Origin of the sequence: Flavicella sediminum, from assembly GCF_006381105.1 — a bacterium.
Classification (GTDB): Bacteria; Bacteroidota; Bacteroidia; order Flavobacteriales; family Flavobacteriaceae; genus Flavicella; species Flavicella sediminum.
In genome coordinates this window covers 391696-414768 of sequence record NZ_VDET01000002.1, presented here as the reverse complement: position 1 = coordinate 414768, position 23073 = coordinate 391696, and the positions used below count along the sequence as shown (strand labels likewise).

Genomic DNA, 23073 nt, shown 5'->3' with positions numbered 1-23073 from the left:
AGTCAATAATGAATAGGGATATCGTTGAACGGATTATAGGAATAAGAAATATGGAAAGAAGAAATTTTATACAATTGTCAACACTGGCGGGATTAGGCTTGTCAATTCCATCGGGAAGTGTTTTTAATTCTTGTTCGAATCACCCAGAACATTCCGTGGAATTTAAAAAAATGATAGCAGCGCTTCTAAAAGATTGGTGTGATGGTATGCTAAAAGTACAAATAAACAATCCCGCTAATTTAGAAGAGCATGGTGCGCTAGATTGTCCTTCTTGTTTTCATATTCACGGGCGTTGTATGGACGCAGTCTATCCTTTTTTGTATATGGCAGACATTAGTGGTGATAAAAAATATATAGAGGCTGCAAAATTAGTGATGACTTGGGCAGAAAATAATGTCTCTCAAGAAAATGGAGCTTGGACTGTAATCCCAAATCCAAAATCGTGGAAAGGAATTACTGTTTTTGGCGCTATAGCTTTGGCTGAGGCTTTGCATTATCATGGTCATGTTTTAGATGAAAAAACACGTAAATCTTGGACAGAACGTTTGACGAAAGCAGGGCAGTTTATTTATAAGGAATTTACGATAGATTTTACCAATATAAATTACGGAGGTACCGCCATTTATGGATTGGATTTAATTGGTGATGTTATAGGGAATGAAGATTTTAAAACAAAAAGTGCAAAACTAGCAAATGAGGTAAAAAGGTATTTTACAAAAAATGAAGGCTTGTTGTTTGGCGAATGTAAAAAAAGTTCAAGTAAGTTAAGTGCTAAAGGTTTACATGGGGTAGATTTGGGGTATAATGTAGAAGAAACATTGAATAGTCTTGTAATGTATGCTTTAAAACATAAGGAGGAAGATTTATTGCAAATCGTTACAAAATCTTTAAATAGTCATTTAGAATTTATGATGCCAGATGGAGCTTGGGACAATAGTTGGGGGAATCGTATGTATAAATGGAGTTACTGGGGAAGTCGTACTTGTGATGGAAGTCAGCCAGCCTTTGGAATGATGGCACACATAAATCCAGCTTTCGGAACGGCAGCGGTTAAAAATACAGAATTATTAAAACGTTGCACTGCAGATGGTTTGATTCATGGTGGACCACATTTTGTGTCGGCAGGAATAAAACCTTGCGTACATCATACCTTTGCGCATGCAAAACCTTTGGCATCGATGTTAGATCACTGGGAACACCTGCCAGAAATAAATACAAACACAGCTCTTCCAAGAACAATGGCTGATGGCGTAAAACACTTTGACGATTTAGATGTTTCACTTTTTGCACGAGGCGATTGGAGAGGAACTGTAAGTGCTTATGATGCCGAGTACCATTATAAATATGATTATCGTCAAGCTTCAGGAGGTGCGTTAGGTGCGTTGTATCATAATAGAGTTGGGCTATTATGTGCTGCAAGTATGGCAGAGTATCATATGGTTGAAAAAAATAATCAACAGTCACAACCTGGAAAAGATATTTGTTTAACGCCGCGAATTGAAACATTTAAAGATGAGGTTTGGTACACAAACCTTTATGATTTGCCAGCCACTGTAACTAGTAAAGATGAAAATGGTAATGTTGAATTACTAGCAAATGTAAAATTGAAAGATGTTGATAGAAATGTAATTGAAAATACAGCTTCAGAGTTTTTTATATCATATATCTGTTCAGCAGATATTATGAAAATTAAAGTAAATTCAAAACAAGTGGTTTCAGAGCCAACCGCATTTGTGTTACCTATTGTTTCTCCAAATAAAGAAGTTTTTAATCAAGTAAGCGATACAGAAATAAGTATTCAAAAATCGGAAGGATTGGTTACTGTAAAAGCGAATGTGCCTATCAGAATAAAAGAAATGGAAGGCTCAAGAACTTTTAATATGGTACCAGGAGTCGAAGCATTGCCTTTAGAAGTATTTTTTGAAGAAGGTATAAAGGAACTGCTTATTTCATTAACAGTAAGCTAAAACTACAATTTTAAGTATGTATTTTACTTAGGTTTCTAAATTTACCAGGTGATAATCCCGTTTTACTTTTAAACAATCTGTTAAAATAATAATCAGATTCAAAACCTAGCTCATAGGCTATTTCTTTTTGGTTTTTTTCGGAACTTAACAATAGCTCTTTAGATTTTTCAACTTTTAATAATAAATAATACTGCAAAGGAGAAACACCCGTTTGCTTTTTAAAGTCTAATCTAAATTTAGAATAGCTCACACCCAATTCGGCAGCCATTTTTTTTAAGTCAATGTTTTTATTAATGTTTTCATACATTAAACCTTTTGCTTTAGAGACCATAGAGTTTAGGTCTTCTATGTTGTTTCCTCCGTGCTTTATGTTATGGAGTTCTGCCATAAGTTGCATACATATACCCGAGGCTAATTTTTGAAACCCAAAAGGTTCTTCATCAAATAATTTAAAAAGGGAATTAAAATAATTTAAAACTTGAGGTTTATTGCATTTAGATATTACAGGCTCATTAGGCGTAAAAAAACCATTTGATAATAACTGATTGGCTATGTCACCAGAGAATCCAACCCAGCGTTCTGTCCATCCTGTTTTTTTTAACGGTTTGTATTTATGCCAAACTCCAGGAAATAATAAAAAAAGGTCCCCATCAGATACTTTTAGAGGTCCACTTTCTTTACTTTCAAAAAAACCTTCGCCTTTGGTTATAAGCACAACATGAAATTCATCTAAAACACGACCTCTGTTCCAAGTGAAAAAATAATTATCTGGATGGTCTTTTGGAGGGTAATTACTGTTTTTTTCGATAACAGTTCGTCCTAGGTTATTTATGTAAAAACCCCATTTTTTATCATTTTCAAGAGTTATTAGATATTTTCGGTACGTGTTTTTCATATCATTTTGTGCAACTAATATATCAAATTGTTAATTGATAAATAGTGTTTAATTATAGAAATTTATAAAAAAATAAAGTCCCTACTTCAATTTAAAATAAAGCATGTTTTCAAATCTGTGTTTTATGATAACAAACAGGTAACATGTATTATAAGATTTTTAAATTATTACAAATGAAAAATAAATTATTAAGTCCATTTAATTCAGTTTTTAAAGTTGTTATTGTTACCGTTTTTATGTTAACAATAATCAGTTGTAATTCAAAAATTAAAAGCGAGGTTACACCAATAGATCTTAAATGCGAATACCGTGAAGATCCGTTAGGAATAGATAATGTACAACCAAGATTAAGTTGGAAAATTATAGATAAAAATAAAACCCGTGGTCAAAATCAAACAGGGTTTCAAATAATAGTAGCCAATAGTATAGAAAATCTAAACGCAAATAAAGGTGATGTATGGGATTCTGGTCAGGTTTCAGATGCGCAATCTGTTAATAATATATACCAAGGTAAAGCATTAACTTCCGGACAAATTTGTTATTGGAAAGTTCGTGTTTGGGATGCATCTGGTAGCGTTTCTAATTGGAGCGAGCCAGCCAAATTTGCAATGGGATTGTTAAATGAAAAAGATTGGACAGGCGATTGGATTTACAAAAACGACCAAACAAAAAAAGATCATAACTGGTACAGAAAAAACGTAACACTTACTGATGTTCCAGAATCTGGACTTATATACGTGGCTTCTTTTGGATACCACGAAGTTTATGTGAATGGCGAAAAAGTAAGTAATGCTGTTATGAATCCGGTGTATTCGGTAATGAAAAAACGTTTACCGTATTTAACTTATGATATAAAAAATCACCTTAAAAAAGGAGATAACGTTATTGGTATTTGGCACGCCGCAGGATGGGCTAGATGGGGAAGAATGGTTGAGTATCACGATGCGCCGTTTGTATTTAAAGCGCAAGCTACTATTTCTGTTGCAGGTAATAATTTGGTTTTAGCAACAGATACAACCTGGAAATGTAAAAAAAGTTACAGCGCGTATTACGGGCCTTGGGATATTTTAAATTTTGGTGGTGAAGTCATTGATGAGCGTTTACGTGAAGATGATTGGAACAAAGCAGATTATGACGATAGCAATTGGGCAAATGCCGTTGTTTTCAATCAGTCTGATGCAAAAGAAATTGGTAAAGCCGATATTTATTTGGGTTTAAAAGGAGCTAAAGTTGTAGAAAGCACCGATAATAATCCGCCAACAAGTAAAATAACCGCGACTCTAAGTGCGCAAATGGTAGAACCTCAAGTTAAGTTTAAAGAGGTAAAACCTATTGGTGTTCAAAAAAATAACGATGGTACTTACGTGGTAGATATGGGAGAAAACTACACAGGTTTCTTCGAGATGAATTTATTTAACGGTTCAGAAGGCGATACAGTTACCTTCGAAATTAGCGACCAGTTAGGGCAAACTTCTTCTTGGCAACAAAGAAGTATGTGTATTTTTGATAAATCTGGTAAAGGTCATTTTACCAATCGTTTTAATTTAGCAGGTGGTCGTTGGGTTACTATTCAGGGGATAAATTACAAGCCAGAATTAAAAGATATTAAGGGGTACGTAATTACAAACGATCGTAAACAGATTAGCAAATTTGAAAGCTCTAGCGAACTTTTAAATAAAATTTACAAAATTAATTTAGACACTTATATCGCAAATACTATTGATGGTATTTTGGTAGATTGTCCGCATCGTGAAAGACGTGGTTGGGGAGAAGTTACCGTAGCAGCTATGTACGGTGATGCTTTACCTAATTTTGAAAGCGGTGCTTATATGGAGCAATACGCACAGTTTATGCAAGATGCCCAAGCAGATAATGGTAAAATGAGAGCCGTAATTAATGGTGATGATTTTAACTTTTTAATGTGGATGGCAAACAGCCCAATTACCATTTGGGAAACGTATAGAATGTTGGGCGATAAAAAATTACTTAACAACCATTATCCAGCATTAAAAAAATGGATGCATTGGCTATACGAACATTCAAATTACAACACAGGCGGAGCGTTAAAAGTAGGGAAGCAAGGTTCTATGGCTTTTCCTGGTTTAGGAGATTGGTGTACGCCAAGAGGTAATTTCTGGACATCTAGTAACTCCCCAGAATCAGCTCATTTTAATAATTGTGTGTATGCTTTTATGCTAGAATCAGCAAAAAATATTGCCGAAGCATTAGATAAGGATGAAGATGAAAAAGTTTTTGCAAGCCGTTTAGAGGTGCAACGTAAGGCTACGCATAATGAACTTTACAATCCTGAAACAGGGAAATATGGCGAAGGACATCAAGTAAATCAGGCTTTTGCATTAATTGCAGGTATTACGCCAGAATCAGAAAAACAAAAGGTATATGATAATTTGGTAGACCAAGTATTGTATAAGTTTCCATATTATGATACAGGTAGTTCTGGTCAGGCACTTTACACGCGTTATTTTACCGAGTACGGCGAGCGTATGGATTTAATTTACGAACTACTTCAAGATAAACGCCACCCAAGTTATGGGTATTTTATTGAGCAAGGAAAAACGGTATGGCCAGAGCGATGGTCTGCGGTAGGTGGCAGTCAAATACACACGTGTTACACAGGTATTGGTGGTTATTTTATCAAAGGTTTTGGAGGTATAAGACCAGATTCTGAAACATTTGGAATGAAACGTTTTATTGTAAAACCTGCTCCGGTAGGCGATTTAACGTACGCTAACACAGCTTATACATCGATGTATGGCGATATTGCTGTAAATTGGAAAAAAACGGATAATTCAGCAGTTTTTCAAGTTGAAGTTCCTGTAAATACATCAGCTAAAATATACATTCCGGCTACTTCAAGTCAAGATGTTTTAGAAGGTAATGTTATTGCAGAAGATGTTGATGGAATTAATTATACAGGCACAGAAAAAAGTGATGCCGTTGGAAACTATGTTATTTATGAAGTTAGTTCTGGTGTGTACAATTTTAACGTGACGCAACTTCCAAAAACAACCTATCCAGAGCCGTTAAATCAGCAAGAAAATTTAGCTTTAATAGCACGAATGAATGCGTCTTCAATGACTATTAAATCTGATAAATTACCAGTTTTTGAAGCTTTTAGAGCGAATGATGAAAATATTGAAACGCATTGGAAAGCAAGTGGTTTAGAAAAGGAATGGTTAGAGATAGAATGGGTGAAGCCTGTAACTTTCAATACTATTGTACTTAAAGAAATAGACAAGCATATCACCAATTATAAAATTCAATATTTAAAAGAAAACCAATGGGTAGATCTTGCTAACGGAACTTCTATTGGAGATCTTAAAACATTCAATTTTGAAACGGTTACATCTAAAAAATGTAGATTATTTATCACTAGCGCTAAAGATAAACCTAGTGTTTCAGAATTTGAAGTGTATCAAAAATAAATAGTTGAATATCATACTACAAACAAAATTTATAAAATGAATAATTTCTTCAATACAAATCTAAAATGGGTAGGCGGTACTATGCTGACTATACTTTTTTTAGCATTACTATCTAGTTGTAAATCTGATAATTCAGAAATACTTGAAGTGAATGATTTGCGTTGCGAATACCGAGTAAATCCTTTAGGTATAGATAATACTGCGCCAAGATTAAGTTGGAAGTTAGTTGATCAACATCAAAAAAGAGGACAAAAACAAACAGCGTTTCAAATACTTGTTGCGAGTAGTTTAGATAATTTGAACAATAATATTGGCGATTTATGGGATTCTGGAAAAACGGAAACCAATGCGTCTGTAAATAATGTTTACGCGGGTAAAAAATTAGCATCTAACCAAGCCTGTTTTTGGAAAGTAAAAGTTTGGGATGCTACAAACAAGGAATCTAATTGGAGTGATTCTGGTAAATTTTCAATGGGACTTTTAAAATCAGAAGATTGGAAAGGGGATTGGATTTACAAAGCAGATCAAAAAAAGACCGATCATAACTGGTATAGAAAAACGTTTACACTTTCAGAAAATGCGACTTCGGCTTTTGTGCACGTAGGATCTTTTGGTTATCATGAATTGTATGTGAACGGTGAAAAAGTTACCGATAATGTATTGAATCCTGTGGCATCTTATATGAAAAAAAGGATTCCTTATTTAACATATGATATTGCTGATAAATTAAAAAAAGGAAACAATGTTATTGCGGTATGGCACGCTGCTGGTTGGGCACGTTGGACACGTATTCGAGAATATAGAATGGTTCCGTTTGTATTTAAAGCACAAGCAGAAATTGTTGCAGGAGGAGAAAATATTACTTTAAGTACAGATGAAACTTGGAAAACTAAAAAAAGTAATTCTGAATATTATGGAGATTGGGATATACTGCGTTTTGGAGGTGAAACGATTGATGATAGCAAAAGAGAAGACGATTGGAATACTGCACAATATAATGACAGCAATTGGATGAATGCAAGTGTGTACGATTATGAAGTTTTAAATGCTAAAATACCTGAAGGTAACAATATAAGTTTTGCCTTAAACAGTAATAAAAACAGAGAAGTTCGTGCATTGTATAGCCCAATAAAAGCTGAGTTAAGCGCTCAAATGGTAGAGCCTCAAGTAAAATTTAAGAAGATAAAAGCTATTGGGGTTGCTAAAAATGATGATGGAACCTATCGTATTGATTTAGGAGAAAACTATACAGGTTTTTTTGAAATGGATTTGTATAATGGAAAGGAAGGTGATTCTATTTTGTTTGAAATTAGTGATCAGACCGAAAGAATTATGAATTGGAGTCAAAAAAGTAAATATATTTTTGGAAAATCAGGAAAAGGAAAGTTTTCCAACCGGTTTAATGTTGCAGGAGGACGTTGGGTTACCGTTTATGGGTTAAAATATGAACCTAAAATAGCAGATGCAAGAGGTTATGTAGTGACTAACAATCGTAAGCAAATCAGCAAATTTGAATCTTCAAGTGCGCAATTGAATCAAATTTATCAAGTTAATTTAAATACCTATTTAGCCAATACTATGGATGGTATTTTGGTCGATTGTCCACACCGTGAACGACGTGGTTGGGGAGAAGTTACTGTAGCTGCAATGTATGGTGACGCGTTGCCCAATTTTGAAAGTGGCGCGTATATGGATCAATATTTACAATATACTAGAGATGCACAATTTCCAGATGGTCAAACTAGAGCCGTATTAAATGAAGAAGATCGTCCGTTTTTAATGTGGAAAGCAAATAACCCACTAACAGTTTGGGAAACTTACAGAATGTTAGGCGATAAAAAAGTACTAGAAGATAATTACGAATCGATGCAAAAATGGATGACTTGGTTGTATGAGCATTCTAATTACAAAACTGGTGGTGCTTTAATAATTGGTGAACAAGGAAAAAGAGAAATGCCAGGTTTGGGAGATTGGTGTACGCCACGTGGTAATTTCTGGACAAGTAGTAATTCTCCAGACGCAGCACATTTTAACAATTGTTTATATGCTTTTATGTTAGAAAATGCGATGCATATTTCAGAGGCACTGAATAAAACTGAAGATGCGCTAGCTTATAAAAATAGATTGAAAGTGCAGCAAGAAGCAACCCATAAATTGTCTTACAATCCAGAAACGGGTAAATATTTAAAGGGGTATCAAGTAGATCAAGCTTTTGCACTTTTATCGGGAGTAACACCAGCATCAGAAAAAGAAAAAGCAGAGGCGCAATTGGTTAATAATGTCTTGTATGATTTTCCATATTACGATACAGGTAGTTCTGGGCAAGCCCTTTATACACGCTATTTTACAGAGTCTGGTGAGCGTATGGATTTAATTTATGAGTTGTTAAGAGACAAACACCACCCAAGTTATGGTTACTTCCTAGAACAAGGTAAAACAGTATGGCCAGAGCGTTGGTCTGCGGTAGGAAATAGTCAAATTCACACTTGTTACACAGGTATTGGTGGGTATTTTATTAAAGGTTTTGGTGGAATTAGACCAAATCCGGAAAGTTTAGGAATGCAAAATATGATTATAAAACCAGCTCCTGTTGGCGATTTAACCTATGCCAATACAGCATATGAATCGATGTATGGTAATGTGGTTGTTAATTGGACAAAGAAAGCAAACACAGCTACGTTTCATATTGAAGTTCCTGTAAATACAACAGCAAAAGTGTTTTTGCCAGCAATAAGTAAAGAGGTTATAAAAGAAAGCGGTGTTTTAGCTGAGAATACTGAAAACATAACTTATGTAGGAACAGAAAAAAATAAAGCTGTTGGTAATTATGTGATTTATAATGTTACCTCAGGAGTTTACAATTTTAAAGTAGATGAATTGCCTGTAACTCAATTTATAGAACCGTTACAAAACACAGAGAATTTGGCAAAATTAGGTAGAATGAATGCATCCTCTATGTTTATTCAAACAGAAAAACTACCCGTTTTTGAAGCTTTTAGAGTGAATGATGAAGATGAAGAAACGCGTTGGTTTGCTACAGAAACCAAAAATCAATACCTAGAAGTAGAGTGGGTAAAACCTCAAAAATTTAATAAAATTATTATTGATGAATATGAGAATAATATTACCTCATATAAATTACAATACTGGGAAAATGGCAAATGGAAAGATATTGTAATTGGTACCACTTGTGGTGCAAATAAAACGCATAAATTCGATGCTGTTACAGCTACAAAATGTAGAATTTATATTAGAGATGCTAAAAAAGCACCATCAATTTCAGAAATAAAAATAGATCAATCTAATTAAATAAAATGGAGGTCTTAAGATTTAGGTATTTTATCACTTTATGTTGTGTAGCCCTTTTTTGTGGTTGCACAGCGTCTCGTATTGTAATTGCTAAAGAGGTAGATGCACATAATTATTTGTCTAAAGTAAAACAAGAACTTTTAAAAGAGTGGCCAGATAATAAAACCATAAACATTGTATTTCACGGTCATAGTGTGCCGTCGGGGTATTTTAAAACACCAAATGTAAATACACTAGCTGCATATCCGCATTTGGTTTTAGAAAAGTTAAAAGAAAAATATCCGTATGCGGTAATAAATACTATTGTAACAGGTATTGGTGGAGAAAACTCTGTAAAGGGTGTTGCTAGGTTTAAAAATACTGTTTTAAACCACAAACCAGATGTGCTTTTTATAGACTACGCTTTAAATGATAGACGTGTTGGTTTAGAAAAAGCTAAAAAAGCGTGGGAGTACATGATAGTAAAGGCATTAAAAAATGATATACTTGTTATATTATTAACACCTTCTCCAGACACGAGAGTTGATTATAATAACCCTGAAAACGAATTAAAACAGCATGTAAATCAAATAAGGTTGCTCGCCAAAAAGTATAATGTTGGTTTGGTAGATAGCTATAAAGTATTCGAATTTCTTTATGCTGATAAAGAGGAATTGAATAGTTATATGGCACAAATAAATCATCCTAATAAAAAAGGACATGAGTTAATTGCAAACCAAATTATTAAATATTTTGAATAAATAAAGATTATATGAAACATTTTTTATTGCGAAGTATATTAGTTAATACTCTACTAATGGTTTTAATACTAACATCTTGTAACGCTTCAGGGAAAAAGAGTTTAAACTCAATAGGTGAAAATAGCATTGCAGATGATAAGTCTAATATCTTGATTTATTACAATGAACTTCATTTACAATTAGTAAAAAAACGAATAAAAGAAAAGGATAGTTATTTCATTAATAAGTACCATGAGGTGTTAAAAGAAGGGCATGCGGCGTTGGATTATGTGGCGGATCCTGTAACAAATAAAACCCAAATACCACCTAGTAAAGATCTACACGATTATTTAAGTTACGCGCCTTATAGATGGCCAGATAATTCTAAGCCAGATGGCTTGCCTTGGATTGCTCGCGACGGTATAATTAATCCTGTGTCACTTGGTGCAGATACAGATTTTAGCAGAAATACAGCTTTTTTTGATGCCATAGAGAAGCTAACATGGTCTTATTATTTTTCAGAAGATAAAAGGTTTGCAGAAAAAGCGATTGAATTGATAAAGGTTTGGTATTTGAATCTTGAAACTAGGGTAAATCCCAATATTAATTTTGGTCAAGCAGTTCCAGGACTTGCAGATGGAAGAAAGGCCGGAGTACAGGAATGGTGTCAGCAATCTCAAGTAATCACAGCAATGCAAATGTTTGAAAACGATGGGATTCTACCAATTGACGTAAAACAAGGCATGGATATTTGGTTTAATGATTATCTCCATTGGCTTATAACCAACCCTATGGCAATAGAAGCGGGTTTAACTAGGCAGAACCATGCAAATCATTATAATTATCAAGTAGTCGGGTTAATGATGTATCTCGGTAAAAATGAAGAAGCTAAACAGGTGGTTGAAGAAGCTAAACAAGCTCGAATTGCAGATCAAATTATGCCAGATGGAAGTCAGCCTAGAGAAATGGGAAGAACCAAATCTGTTCAATATGCCACTTTAAATTTATGGTCTTTAACCGAGTTAACGCTTATGGGGCGAAAATTAGGTATAGATTTATGGGGTTTTGAAACTGAAGATGGCAGAAGCCTCAAGAAGGCTTATTCGTATTTAACTCCTTTTGTGTTAGGTACTGAAAAATGGCCTCAGAGACAAATTACCGAAGGCGGACCAGAAAAAGCAATTAATAAGTATATGGTACCAGTGTTTTCTATGGCATCTACTGCTTTGGACACCATATTAATAGATTCTAAATTTAAAACTTATACTAATTTGAAGCCACTTGATGCTTTAAGGTATCCACCGATAAATCTTTTACACAGAAAAAAATAAAAAAGTATAAAATGAAAAATAAAAGAATATTAACTACTAAGAGAATTTTTAGAACATTATCGGTTTATGTATTTCTCTTTATTATTGTAGGTAGTTGCAATACTGATAATGCAGAAAAAACACATAAAGATTTTTACAGTAGTTTCCAAAATCCACCAGCCCAAGCACGTCCATTTGTTCGTTGGTGGTGGAACGGAGATAAAATTAAAGCGAAAGAATTAGATCGAGAATTGGAGTCGCTGCATAGTGTAGGTTTTGGCGGTGTAGAAATTAACCCTATTGGTATGCCTGCAGCTCCTGATAATGGAGATAAGTCCTTAGTTTGGATGAGTGACGAATGGATTGATATGGTAGTACATGCTTGTATAAAAGCCAAAGATTTAGGCATGATTACCGATATGATTGCGGGAACGGGTTGGCCATTTGGTGGAGAGTTTCTTAAAGACGATGAAACTTGCCAGCGAATGGTTTCCGATAATGTGGCTTACAAAGGTGGCGAAACTATTTCTGTAGACGAGCCTTTTCTTATCAATTTATATAAAGAAAAATATAAAAACTACCGTGCTCAAAAACACATTAGTAAACGTACAACTTATAAACTATCGCATGTAACCTTAGTGCCAGAAAATTGCGAGAATGCAAATGAGGTGATTGATCTTAATAAGCATTTAGATAGCAACGGAAAATTATCTTACAAGATAGAAAAAGAAGGAGATTACTTTTTAAGTTACGGCTTAGTACAACAAAATTTTAGAGATGTAACATTAGGTGCACCAGGTGGTGCAGGCCCTGTAATGGATCATTACAAAAAAGAAATGACCTTAGCATATTTAAATAGATTAAAGAAAATTTCTGAACGATCGGGTTATCCTTTAAGCGATTTAATAAGAGCCTTGTTTTGCGATAGTATAGAAGTTTCTGGAGCAAACTGGACCGATGGTTTTGCTGATATTTTTTATAAAACCTATGGTTATAAATTAGATAATTGGATGCCTTTTGTGTTTTATTTAGCCTATGATGATTATTCAAAAGATAAATATTCTAAAAATTTCACTCCAGAGTTTAAAGATCAATTAAAGCGTGTACGTTATGATTATAATAAATTATTGGTAGAAACATTCTTAAAAAACTTTACCCAAACTTATAAAGATTTTTGTATAGAAAATAATGTGTTATGCCGTTACCAAGCATACGGAACACCATTTTTAATGGGGCTGTTAGATGGTAATATGATACCAGATATTCCTGAAAGTAATAACTGGATTTATACCGTAGAAATGAAAGATTCTATCTGGAAATGGAAAGAAGATCATGGGTATATGCTTTGGAATATGCATGCATCAGCAGGGGCACACTTAACAGGAAAGAAAATTACAAGTAGTGAAGCATTTACCAATTTACATGGGGTTTTTAAAGCAACTCTAGAAGAGATAAAGCAGCATGATGATATGAATTTTATTACAGGAATTAATCATACTGTAGTGCATGGTTATAACTATTCGCCACCTGAAGTTGAGTTTCCAGGATGGGTACGTTTTGGAACTTATTTTAGTGAACATAATACATGGTGGGAGCATTTAAACCATTGGACAGGTTATAATGCACGTTTATCTCATGTATTTCAAAATTCGCAAGCAGAAAAATCGGTGGCTATTGTTGGCCCAACTGCAGATGTTTGGGGTGATTACGGATTAAATAGAGGGAAACTGCAAGATAACTTAGGGTATTTGTATAAATTATGGGAGCCTATCAGTCAGTTAGGGTATTCGTGTGAATATATCAATCAAAGAGTTTTAGAAGGATCTGTAATTAAAGATGGGACTATTTCTTTTGGTGATATGACTTATGATTTACTTGTTTTAGCAAGCTTAAAATCGATTAGTCCAGAGGCTGCAATCATTATAAAAAACTATGTAGAATCTGGAGGAAAAGTAGTGGTTGTAGATCAAATGCCAACAAAATCATTACATTTTAAAGATTTTGAAAAAAATGATAACATTGTAAAAAGTACTTTAGATAAGTTGTTGGCAGAAAATCCTAAATCTTTCATTCAGGTAAAAGAACCAAAATCTTTAGATGACTTATTGCCATGGACAGAACAGATCTTAAAAGAATCTAAAATTGCTGCAGATGTTGTCATTAGCAATCCAACAAAAAAGGTGTATCAATTACATCAGTTTACTGCTGATAAAGATATTTACTTCTTTACGAATATACACAGGTTCGAAACCACCAATTTTGATGCTAAATTTCCTGTTGAAGGGAAATACCCTTGGGTTTGGAATCCTGAAACAGGAGAAAGAACACCGTATTATTACGCTTCTAAAACAAATGAGTTAAGCATCAGTTTAAAACCTTTAGAGTCTTTATTATTAATTTTTGAAGATGAAAAACCATCTGTAAAAGCTGTTCCTGTAAGCACTAAAATAAAAGATTCTAAAGTATTAGATGTTAATTGGACCGTAACAGGAAATCAAATAGATAAGCAAACTTTTACGTGGCAAATGAAAGAACTTATCGATTTTAGCAAATCTAATGATAGCACACAAAGTGGTTTTGGTGGAAAAATAATTTATAAAACAACGGTAAGTAACACAGCAGGTTTTACACATTTAGATTTAGGCGATGTAAACGAAGGAGTTACAGAGTTGTACATAAATGGACAAAAAGTAGGGAAACGTTGGTACGGAAAAGCACTTTATGATATAGCAAATTATCTTAAGAAAGGAGATAACGAAATAGAAATTCATTATACCACAGTATTGGCAAACTACGCCAAATCGCTTAAAAATAATAAAATGACAAATGGTTGGACTAGACGATATAAAGATTTAGTACCAACAGGTATACAAGGACCTGTAAAGCTTTTAAACTATTAATAATAAGATTAAGAAAAAGATATAACAATGATAAAAGTAGGATTATTTGGTGTCGGTTTAGATACCTATTGGCCACAATTTGAAGGTTTGTTAGAACGATTAGAAGGCTATCAAAAGCAAGTTGCAGACAAAATGCAAAGTTTTGGGGCAGAGGTAATTAATGTAGGCTTGGTGGATTCGCCTGTAAAAGCACGAGAAAAGGCTCAAGTTTTGAAAACTGAGGATGTAGATATCCTTTTTTTATATGTGTCTACCTATGCCTTATCATCTACAGTTTTACCTGTCGTTCAAAAACTAGGTTGCCCAATTATAATTTTAAATATACAGCCTGTAGCTGCGATAGACTACGAAAGTTTTAACAAACTAGGAGATAGAGGAAAAATGACAGGCGAGTGGTTGGCACATTGTCAAGCGTGTTCAGTGCCAGAATTAGCAAATGTATTTAACCGTTCGGGGATAGATTATGAATTTGTTACAGGGTATTTAGATGAGCAAGCGGTTTGGGACGAGATTCAAGATTGGATAGATGCAGCTAACGTGGCTTCAGTAATGAATAACAATCGTTTAGGTATTTTAGGACATTATTACTGTGGTATGCTAGATGTATATTCAGATTTAACGAAGCAATCGGCAGCATTTGGCACGCATATAGAAATTGTAGAAATGTGTGAGCTTAAAAGGTATAGAGATGAAGCTACAGATACGGAGGTAAATGAAAAAATTAAAGAATTTCATACCACGTTTGAAGTGGTTGAGGCTTGTGAGGAAGACGAAATAAAACGTGCAGCTAAAACATCTGTAGCGTTAGATAAATTAGTTGAAGTACATAATTTAGGATCTTTAGCCTATTATTATGAAGGAGATTCAGGAAATGAATATGAAAATATTGTAACCTCTGTTATTGCAGGAAACACCTTATTAACAGGGAGAAATATACCTGTAGCTGGCGAGTATGAAGTCAAAAATGCACAAGCCATGAAAATTATGGATGCCTTTGGTGTTGGTGGTTCTTTTTCTGAGTTTTATGCTATGGATTTTAACGATGATATTGTGATGCTCGGGCATGATGGACCAGCACATTTAGCTATAGCAGAAGGCAATGTACAATTGGTTCCGCTTCCTGTATACCACGGTAAACCAGGTAAAGGATTATCTATTCAAATGACTGTAAAACATGGCCCAGTAACCTTATTATCTGTAGTAGAAGGTAAAGACGATGTGTTTTTATTGGTTGCCGAAGGTGAATCTGTAGAAGGGCCTGTGTTACAAATAGGAAATACAAATAGTCGTTATCGTTTTTCTATAGGTGCAAGAGGGTTTATGAACGAATGGTCTAAACAAGGACCATCGCATCATTGTGCTATTGGCGTAGGGCACATAGGAAATAAATTAGGAAAACTTGGTAGACTTTTAAATTTAAGGGTAGTTTGTATTTGTTAGTTGGATGTATTTTGAAACATGACACATCAGGATATAGAAAGGGTATATCTGTACTATTTTCGTTCTTTTAATTTTATTGAAAGAATGAAAAAACTAATAGCTGTATTTTTAGTAGTATTACTTTATTGGTCTTGTGATAATGAACCGAAATCGAAAGTTCCAAACATAGTCATCATAAATGTTGATGATATGGGTTGGAAGGATGTTGGTTTTATGGGAAGTAAATATTATGAAACACCAAACATAGATTATCTTTCTAGTTTAGGTATGGTGTTTACAAATGGTTATGCATCAGCAGCTAATTGTGCGCCCAGTAGAGCCAATTTAATGACAGGGCAATGGGCACAGCGCCATGGCATTTATACAGTTAGTCCCTCAACACGAGGAAAATCTGAAAACAGAAAACTAATTCCAACTAAAAACACACATACTTTATCTCCAAAGCATATTATTTTACCAGAGGTTTTGCATAAAAACGGTTATATAACCTGTCATGCTGGCAAGTGGCATTTAAGTGACAATCCTTTAGAATATGGTTTTGATGTTAATATCGCAGGAGGGCATAATGGGCTACCTAAGAGTTATTACCCACCCTATAAAAATGTTAATATCGAAAAAGGTAATAGCCAGTATTTGACCGATTTGGTTATGGAAAATGCTTTAAAGTTTGTAGATACCGTTCAAAAACCATTTTATTTGAATTATTCGCCCTATGCGGTTCATGTACCTATAATGGCAGTAGATAGTATTGTGCCTAAGTATGAGAAAAAATCACCTTGGAAAGGTCAGGGAAATCCAGAATACGCTTCTATGGTAGACAATTTAGATAGAAATATTGGGTTACTCATCAATAAATTAAAAGAAAGAAATCTTTTTGATAATACCTTAATTGTTTTTACTTCGGATAACGGCGGTTTGTATGGAATAACCAAACAAAAACCATTAAGAGCTGGAAAAGGTAGCTATTATGAAGGTGGTATTAGAGAGCCTTTTTTCTTTGTATTAAATGGTAAGATTCAACCGAATACGAAGAGTGGCATTCCGATAACGAATTTAGATATTTTCCCAACGGTATTGGAATATGCAGGTATTGATGCTAGCTCGTTTCAATTGGATGGTAATAATTTATCACCTGTTTTAGAAGAAGAAGTACAGGTTTTTGAACGTCCTTTATATTGGCATTTCCCAATTTATTTACAAGCTTATAATGTAAATGATAATGAAAATCGAGATCCATTATTTAGAACACGCCCAGGATCTGTCATAAGAAAAGGAAATTGGAAGCTTCATTATTATTTTGAAGATGATGGTGTTGAGCTATATAATTTATCCCAAGATATTGGAGAAAGATATAATCTTGCAGAAGCAAATCCTGAAAAAGTAGAAGAGTTATTAAAGCTTTTGAAGAAATGGTGGGAAAAAACAAATGCACCTATTCCAAAAATTCAAAACCCGGAGTATGTTAATAAAATTTAGTGTAAATAAATTTCATATTTAAAATATTATGCAAGCAATATTAGGAGTGCTATTTCATTCATTAGGAGGCGTAGCCGCAGGTAGTTTTTATATGCCGTACAACAAGGTAAAAGGTTGGTCTTGGGAAACTTATTGGATGGTTGGTGGTGTCATGTCGTGGTTGATAGTACCGCCAATTGCGGCATATTTAACTGTCCCTGGTTTCGTAGGTATAATCACAGCAAGTTCTAGTACTATTTTAAGTTTTACCTTTTTAATGGGATTACTTTGGGGTGTTGGAGGTTTGTCTTACGGGCTTGGTGTACGTTACTTAGGGATGTCTTTGGGTAATTCTGTAGTACTTGGTTTTTGTGCTGCTTTTGGTGCTATAGTACCTTCCATTTATTACAATATTAATCCTGAAGCAGGAAAAACATCTTTTACAGATATGTTGGCCGATTCTGGCGGACAAGTTGTATTACTTGGTGTTTTAGTGTGTGTGTTAGGAATTGCAATTTGTGGAAAAGCAGGAGTTCTAAAAGAAAAAGAACTATCCGATGAAGAAAAAAAGAAAAGTGTATCAGAATTTAATTTGGTAAAAGGGCTAATAGTAGCTGTACTTTCTGGTATTTTAAGTTCTTTTTTTAGCTTTGGTATAGAAGCAGGAAAACCTTTAGCAGATGCTGCGGTCGAAGCTGGTTACGATCATTTGTACTCAAACAATGTCACATTTGTTGTCATTCTTTGGGGCGGATTGGTGTCTAATTTAGTGTGGACTACTTTGTTAAGTATCAAAAATAAATCTTATAAAGATTTTACAAATAAAAGCACACCAATATCAAAAAATATTATGTTTTCTGTATTAGCAGGAACCATCTGGTTTATGCAATTCTTTTTCTACGGTATGGGAGAAAGTAAATTAGGGAATGGTGCTAGTTCTTGGATTTTACACATGTCTACTATTATCTTAACAGCAAACCTTTGGGGAGTGTATCGTAAAGAATGGACTGGTGTTGCTAAAAAAACAAAATATACCATTACAGGTGGAATTTTAGTGATTCTTTTATCTGTAGTTTTAGTGGGAATAGGGAATTCTATTTAGCGCTTGTATTACTTAAATAGTAACATGACAGTACAGGATAATTACAACGGGTGGTAGGGATAACTTTACACACCATGATTTTTTATTTTTAATTCGTCAAAGAATTGGAAGTAGTAACTCTTAAAATGTATACTTTTTAAATCTATCTTAAAATCAAATTCCATTAAAATGATAAAAAAACAACCGTTATTGTCTATTGTATGGATGGCATTAATTTTCATTTCTTGTAAGGATGTCACAATTTCAAATACAGCCATTGCTTTTGATAAATTGGTAGTCAATTCAAAAGAGAATCCAACAGCTATAGAAAGTGAAGAACCTCTTTTTTCATGGCTTGTAAATGCTGAAGGATTTAATAAGTCGCAATCAGCTTATCAAATATTAGTAGCATCTAGTTTAGAAAAATTAAATAACAATCAGGGAGATTTATGGAATTCTGGTAAAACGGAAGATGCAAAATCTACTTTTATAAAATATAAAGGAACAAAACTTAATGCAGTAACTGCGTATTACTGGAAAGTAAAAATTTGGGACGAGAAAAAACAAGAATCAGATTGGTCTGAAACTCAAAGTTTTCAAACGGGGTTGATAGATGAAGCAAATTGGGGAGACTCAAAATGGATAAGCCTAAATAAAGACACAAGAACATCAGAACATAGTTTTCGTGAATACAAAACAGGACCAATGAAAGCGTCTATCATGGTTAATGGGCAAGCAGCATCTTATTTTAGAAATGTTATTAATACAGAAAAAGAAATAGAAAATGCACAAGCTTATATTTGTGGATTGGGGTATTATGAGCTTTATTTGAATGGTGCTAAAGTAGGCGATCATGTTTTAGATCCTGCTCCTTCTAATTACGATAAGCAAGCTTATTATGTAAATTATGATATTTCGGAACAACTAAAATCAGGGAAAAATGCTTTTGGAATTATTTTAGGAAATGGTTTTTATGGCCAAGATATTTCTTGGAAAAGAGATCCAGAATCGGAAAAAGATATGTCTTATGGCTCTCCAGCAGTTCGGTTTTTGGTGAATGTAACATATGTAGATGGAACTAAAACTACATTTTATACAGATGAAACATGGAAAGAATCAACGGGGCCAATAGTTTTCAATAATATTTATGGAGGTGATACCTATGACGCCAATTATGAATTAGGTAATTGGACTACTGTTAAATATGACGACAGTTCATGGGGGACCGCAAAAGAAGTAGCACCTAAAGTCAAAAAAATAAGTGCACAACAAATTCCTGCAATTAAAAAATTAAAAGAATTTAAGCCGAAAAAGGTATTTAAAGCTCCAAATGGAGATTGGATTGTAGATTTTGGACAGAATATTGCTGGTTGGGTAAAAATAAATGTAAAAGAAAAAGAAGGCCAACTTATAGAAATTACAACAACAGAAGCCTTGTTAAGAAATGGAAAAGATATTTTTCAAGGTTCTACAGGTGGTGGAGCAAATGGTATGGCTCAGGTTTATAAATATATCTGTAAAGGAGGTGAAATAGAATCTTGGGAGCCAAAATTTAGTTATCACGGTTTTCGATATGCAAAAATAAAAGGGGTGTCTACAAAACCAGACAGCAAAATGATTAAAGCTGTTTTAGTAGCTACAGATATTCAAGAAACAGGAAGTTTTTCTTCTTCAGATGCCTTGTTAAATAAAATGCATCGTATTAGTAAGTGGACCATAGTTGATAATGTTCATGGAATTCCAGAGGATTGTCCGCATCGCGAAAAATGTGGTTGGTTAGGAGATGCACACGCGTTTTGTGAATATGCATTATATAATTATGACATGTATGATTTCTATAAAAAATACATGGAAGATATTCGTACTCAAATGAGACCAACTAAAGGACATAATAATCCTGAAATTAAATTTCAGGTACCAACAATGATCGCTCCTGGAAAACGTACGTCAAGCTATGCAAAAATTGATTGGGGTGTGGCAACCATGTATTTGCCTTGGTATAATTATTTGCATTATGGAGATGATTCAATTGTAAAAGAATATTACAAAGAGATGAAAAGCTTGACGAATTTTTATTTGTCATATAAAAATAACAATGGCATCATGCAAGATGGAATGGGAGATTGGTGTCCGCCAAGTTGGGATAGAAGAAAAAACCCAGGAGCTATGGAATGTAATCCTATTATCTCGGCAAATGCTTATTTCTATGATGTCTTAGGCATTATGGAACGTTTTGCTAAAGTGAACAACGATAAGGCCTATGAAGCTAAAATGAAAAAAGAAAAGCAGGAGTTAAAAGCAGCTTTTAACAAAGCTTTTTTGGTTGAGGTTTCAGGAACAAATCACAAGTGGTATCAAAGTCAAACAGCTACGGTTCAGGCCTTGCAGTTTGGTATGGTGCCAGAAGCTGATTTAGAAAATGTAGTGAATGGATTGGTTCATGACATTGTTGACGTTAAGGGTGGGCATCATTCAACGGGCATTCATGGAAATAGATATATTTATACTGTTTTAGCAAAACATGGAAAAGCAGATTTAGCCTATGAAATTTTAACAACGCCCGATTTTCCAAGTCAAACCTATGTGATGAATAATGGATTTACTACTTGGCCAGAGCGTCAGTTTGAATGGGAGAAAATGGAAGGACCAACGAATTCGTTAAATCATCCTATGCACAGTGGTTTCGCAGCATATTTCTTTGAGTCTTTAGGTGGTGTGAAATCTTCAAATAAAGCAACAGGTTATAAATTATTTACCGTGAATCCAGAGTTTTCAGCAAAAATAACAAGTACGAATGTTTCAATACCCACACCCTATGGAACTATTCATAATTCATGGGAAGTAAAGGAAAACATTTTTTCAATGAATTTAGAAGTTCCTTTTAATACAAAAGCACAAGTTGTACTAACGAATAAGGAGTTAGAAACTTTAAAAATTAACGGCGAAAGCTTTCAAACATATCAAAAAGAAAATAAGGTAGAAATTGTTGACGATTCAGGAATACTATTGGGTTCAGGTGTCTATCATTTTGAGTATTTAAAATAAAAAAGAATTTAATGTTTATGGGGAAGTTCATGATAATAAACATGCGATATGCATGTTGCTTTTTTATGTTGTTTGTTACTTTTGTAAATGCACAAATTACAATCGAGGAAAAAAGTATTTCTATTGTAGATTCAAAAGCGCTGACAATAAAAGGTAGATTTGGACAAGCCATAAATGGCAGAACGTATCAAAAAGATGCATTGGCCTCGCATAAAGGGTATCAATATATTACTTATTATAATCAAAACCGACGTGTCTGTATTTCCAGAAGAAGACTTCCTTCAGGGCCTTGGAAAACCATACAGTTTTTAGATTACGATTTTAAAAGTGACGATTCACATAATATTGTTTCCTTAGGTATTTGTCCTAATGATGGTACTATTCACTTGGCATTTGACCATCATGTGTACCCTTTGCATTATCGAGTTTCAAAAAAAGGTTTAGCTACAAATCCTGAAACTATGGAGTGGAATGCGGCTTCATTTGGTCCCATTAAGGGAGAGTTAGAAGAAAATAAACCTATCAGAATAACGTATCCAAAATTTTGGCAAACTCCTGAAGGTAATCTTCAAATGAACTATCGAAGAGGAGGGTCCGGAAATGGAGATCGTATGTTGGTTGATTACAATGCCCAAATTGGGAGATGGGAAAATACTAGACAAATAGACTCGGCTTTAGGGGAGTTTGAAGATCAGTTGGGGAAAAGTGAAACACGTTGTTCTTATCCCAATGGTTATGACTATGATCCTAGCGGAAGGCTTCATGTAACTTTTGTATGGCGAGAAAATAGTCAAGGGGCAAATCACGATTTAATGTATGTTTATAGCGATGATCAAGGAGTTACATGGAAGAACAATAAAGGAAAGTTGTTTGCAGAAATTCCAAATGTTAATTCACCGGGCATAGTGGTGCACTCTATTCCAAGGGTATTCGGTTTAATGAATGATCATGGTCAGGTAATAGACTCAAAAGGACGGGTTCATGTGGTCATGTTTCATGGAACTAAAGAAACAATTGAAGCAGCAGGCGGCAAATTAGGAGCAAGTCGCTGGGGACCAAAAGCAGCGCAACGGTATTTTCATTATTGGCGCACTAAAAAAGGAAAATGGAATAGCTTAGAATTGCCAATGGCAGTTGGGAATCGACCTAAAATTTTTTCAGACAAAAACGACAATCTGGTAATGATTTACTGTGGTACAACAAATACGTCAATCAAAGGAAGAAGTAATGATGCCGATGGAGAAGATTTAATTGTAGCAGTGGCGACCGCTAAAAATAATTGGCAAGATTGGCATATTGCACATTCGGTAAAAGGTCCGTTTATGAATGATATGTTAGGCGATATTTATCGTTGGAAAAACGAAGGTGTTTTGTCTATTATGCTTCAAGATGAACCAATTGCTATTAGAAAGCCAAGCGTCTTACGAGTTGTCGATTTAAAAATAAATTAATAAGTAATAATACTTAAGTATAAAATATTCTTAGAGAATCGTTAAGTTAACTACG

At 34.2% G+C, this 23073-nt stretch carries 12 protein-coding genes; 11 read left to right on the top strand and 1 reads right to left on the bottom strand.

Annotation, left to right across the window (positions count from 1 at the left end; all coding sequences use genetic code 11):
• The first annotated feature begins 50 nt into the window (after positions 1-50).
• Complete coding sequence (locus tag FGM02_RS02430) at positions 51-1967, top strand: hypothetical protein (RefSeq protein ID WP_139956592.1); 1917 nt, start codon at positions 51-53, stop codon at positions 1965-1967.
• 10 nt (positions 1968-1977) lie between these two features.
• Here the strand turns inward: FGM02_RS02430 and FGM02_RS02425 are convergent, their stop codons facing one another.
• Positions 1978-2862 carry an AraC family transcriptional regulator gene (locus tag FGM02_RS02425; protein ID WP_139956589.1) on the bottom strand — a complete coding sequence of 295 codons (885 nt, stop codon included), beginning with the start codon at positions 2860-2862 and terminating at the stop codon, positions 1978-1980.
• 173 nt (positions 2863-3035) lie between these two features.
• On the opposite strand from FGM02_RS02425, the gene FGM02_RS02420 reads away from it, so the two are divergent.
• The 10 genes from FGM02_RS02420 (at position 3036) to FGM02_RS02375 (ending at position 23018) form a co-directional block, all read left to right on the top strand.
• Entirely contained in the window at positions 3036-6308 is a 3273-nt protein-coding gene (locus tag FGM02_RS02420; RefSeq protein WP_166461119.1) for a family 78 glycoside hydrolase catalytic domain, read from the top strand.
• Between the two features lie 36 nt (positions 6309-6344).
• The gene (locus FGM02_RS02415; protein WP_139956585.1) at positions 6345-9617 is read left to right on the top strand and encodes a family 78 glycoside hydrolase catalytic domain; all 3273 of its coding nucleotides are present in this window, start codon (positions 6345-6347) and stop codon (positions 9615-9617) included.
• 5 nt (positions 9618-9622) lie between these two features.
• A complete protein-coding gene (locus FGM02_RS02410; protein WP_139956584.1) occupies positions 9623-10357 on the top strand; it encodes an SGNH/GDSL hydrolase family protein in 735 nt (244 codons plus the stop codon).
• A 56-nt stretch (positions 10358-10413) separates the two neighbouring features.
• Positions 10414-11667, top strand: a complete 1254-nt coding sequence (locus FGM02_RS02405; RefSeq protein ID WP_166461118.1) for an alginate lyase family protein — start codon at positions 10414-10416, stop codon at positions 11665-11667.
• A gap of 11 nt (positions 11668-11678) precedes the next feature.
• Positions 11679-14546 carry a glycosyl hydrolase gene (locus tag FGM02_RS02400; protein WP_139956580.1) on the top strand — a complete coding sequence of 956 codons (2868 nt, stop codon included), beginning with the start codon at positions 11679-11681 and terminating at the stop codon, positions 14544-14546.
• 27 nt (positions 14547-14573) lie between these two features.
• A complete protein-coding gene (locus FGM02_RS02395; RefSeq protein WP_139956578.1) occupies positions 14574-15986 on the top strand; it encodes an L-fucose/L-arabinose isomerase family protein in 1413 nt (470 codons plus the stop codon).
• Between the two features lie 84 nt (positions 15987-16070).
• Positions 16071-17462 carry a sulfatase gene (locus tag FGM02_RS02390; protein ID WP_139956576.1) on the top strand — a complete coding sequence of 464 codons (1392 nt, stop codon included), beginning with the start codon at positions 16071-16073 and terminating at the stop codon, positions 17460-17462.
• A gap of 28 nt (positions 17463-17490) precedes the next feature.
• On the top strand, positions 17491-18543 hold the full coding sequence (gene rhaT, locus FGM02_RS02385) for an L-rhamnose/proton symporter RhaT (RefSeq protein ID WP_139956574.1): 1053 nt from the start codon (positions 17491-17493) through the stop codon (positions 18541-18543).
• A 168-nt stretch (positions 18544-18711) separates the two neighbouring features.
• On the top strand, positions 18712-21567 hold the full coding sequence (locus FGM02_RS02380) for an alpha-L-rhamnosidase (RefSeq protein WP_139956572.1): 2856 nt from the start codon (positions 18712-18714) through the stop codon (positions 21565-21567).
• Positions 21568-21584: 17 nt separating this feature from the next.
• Positions 21585-23018: a BNR repeat-containing protein gene (locus tag FGM02_RS02375; protein ID WP_166461117.1), complete on the top strand. Its 1434-nt coding sequence runs from the start codon at positions 21585-21587 to the stop codon at positions 23016-23018.
• Positions 23019-23073: the final 55 nt, after the last annotated feature.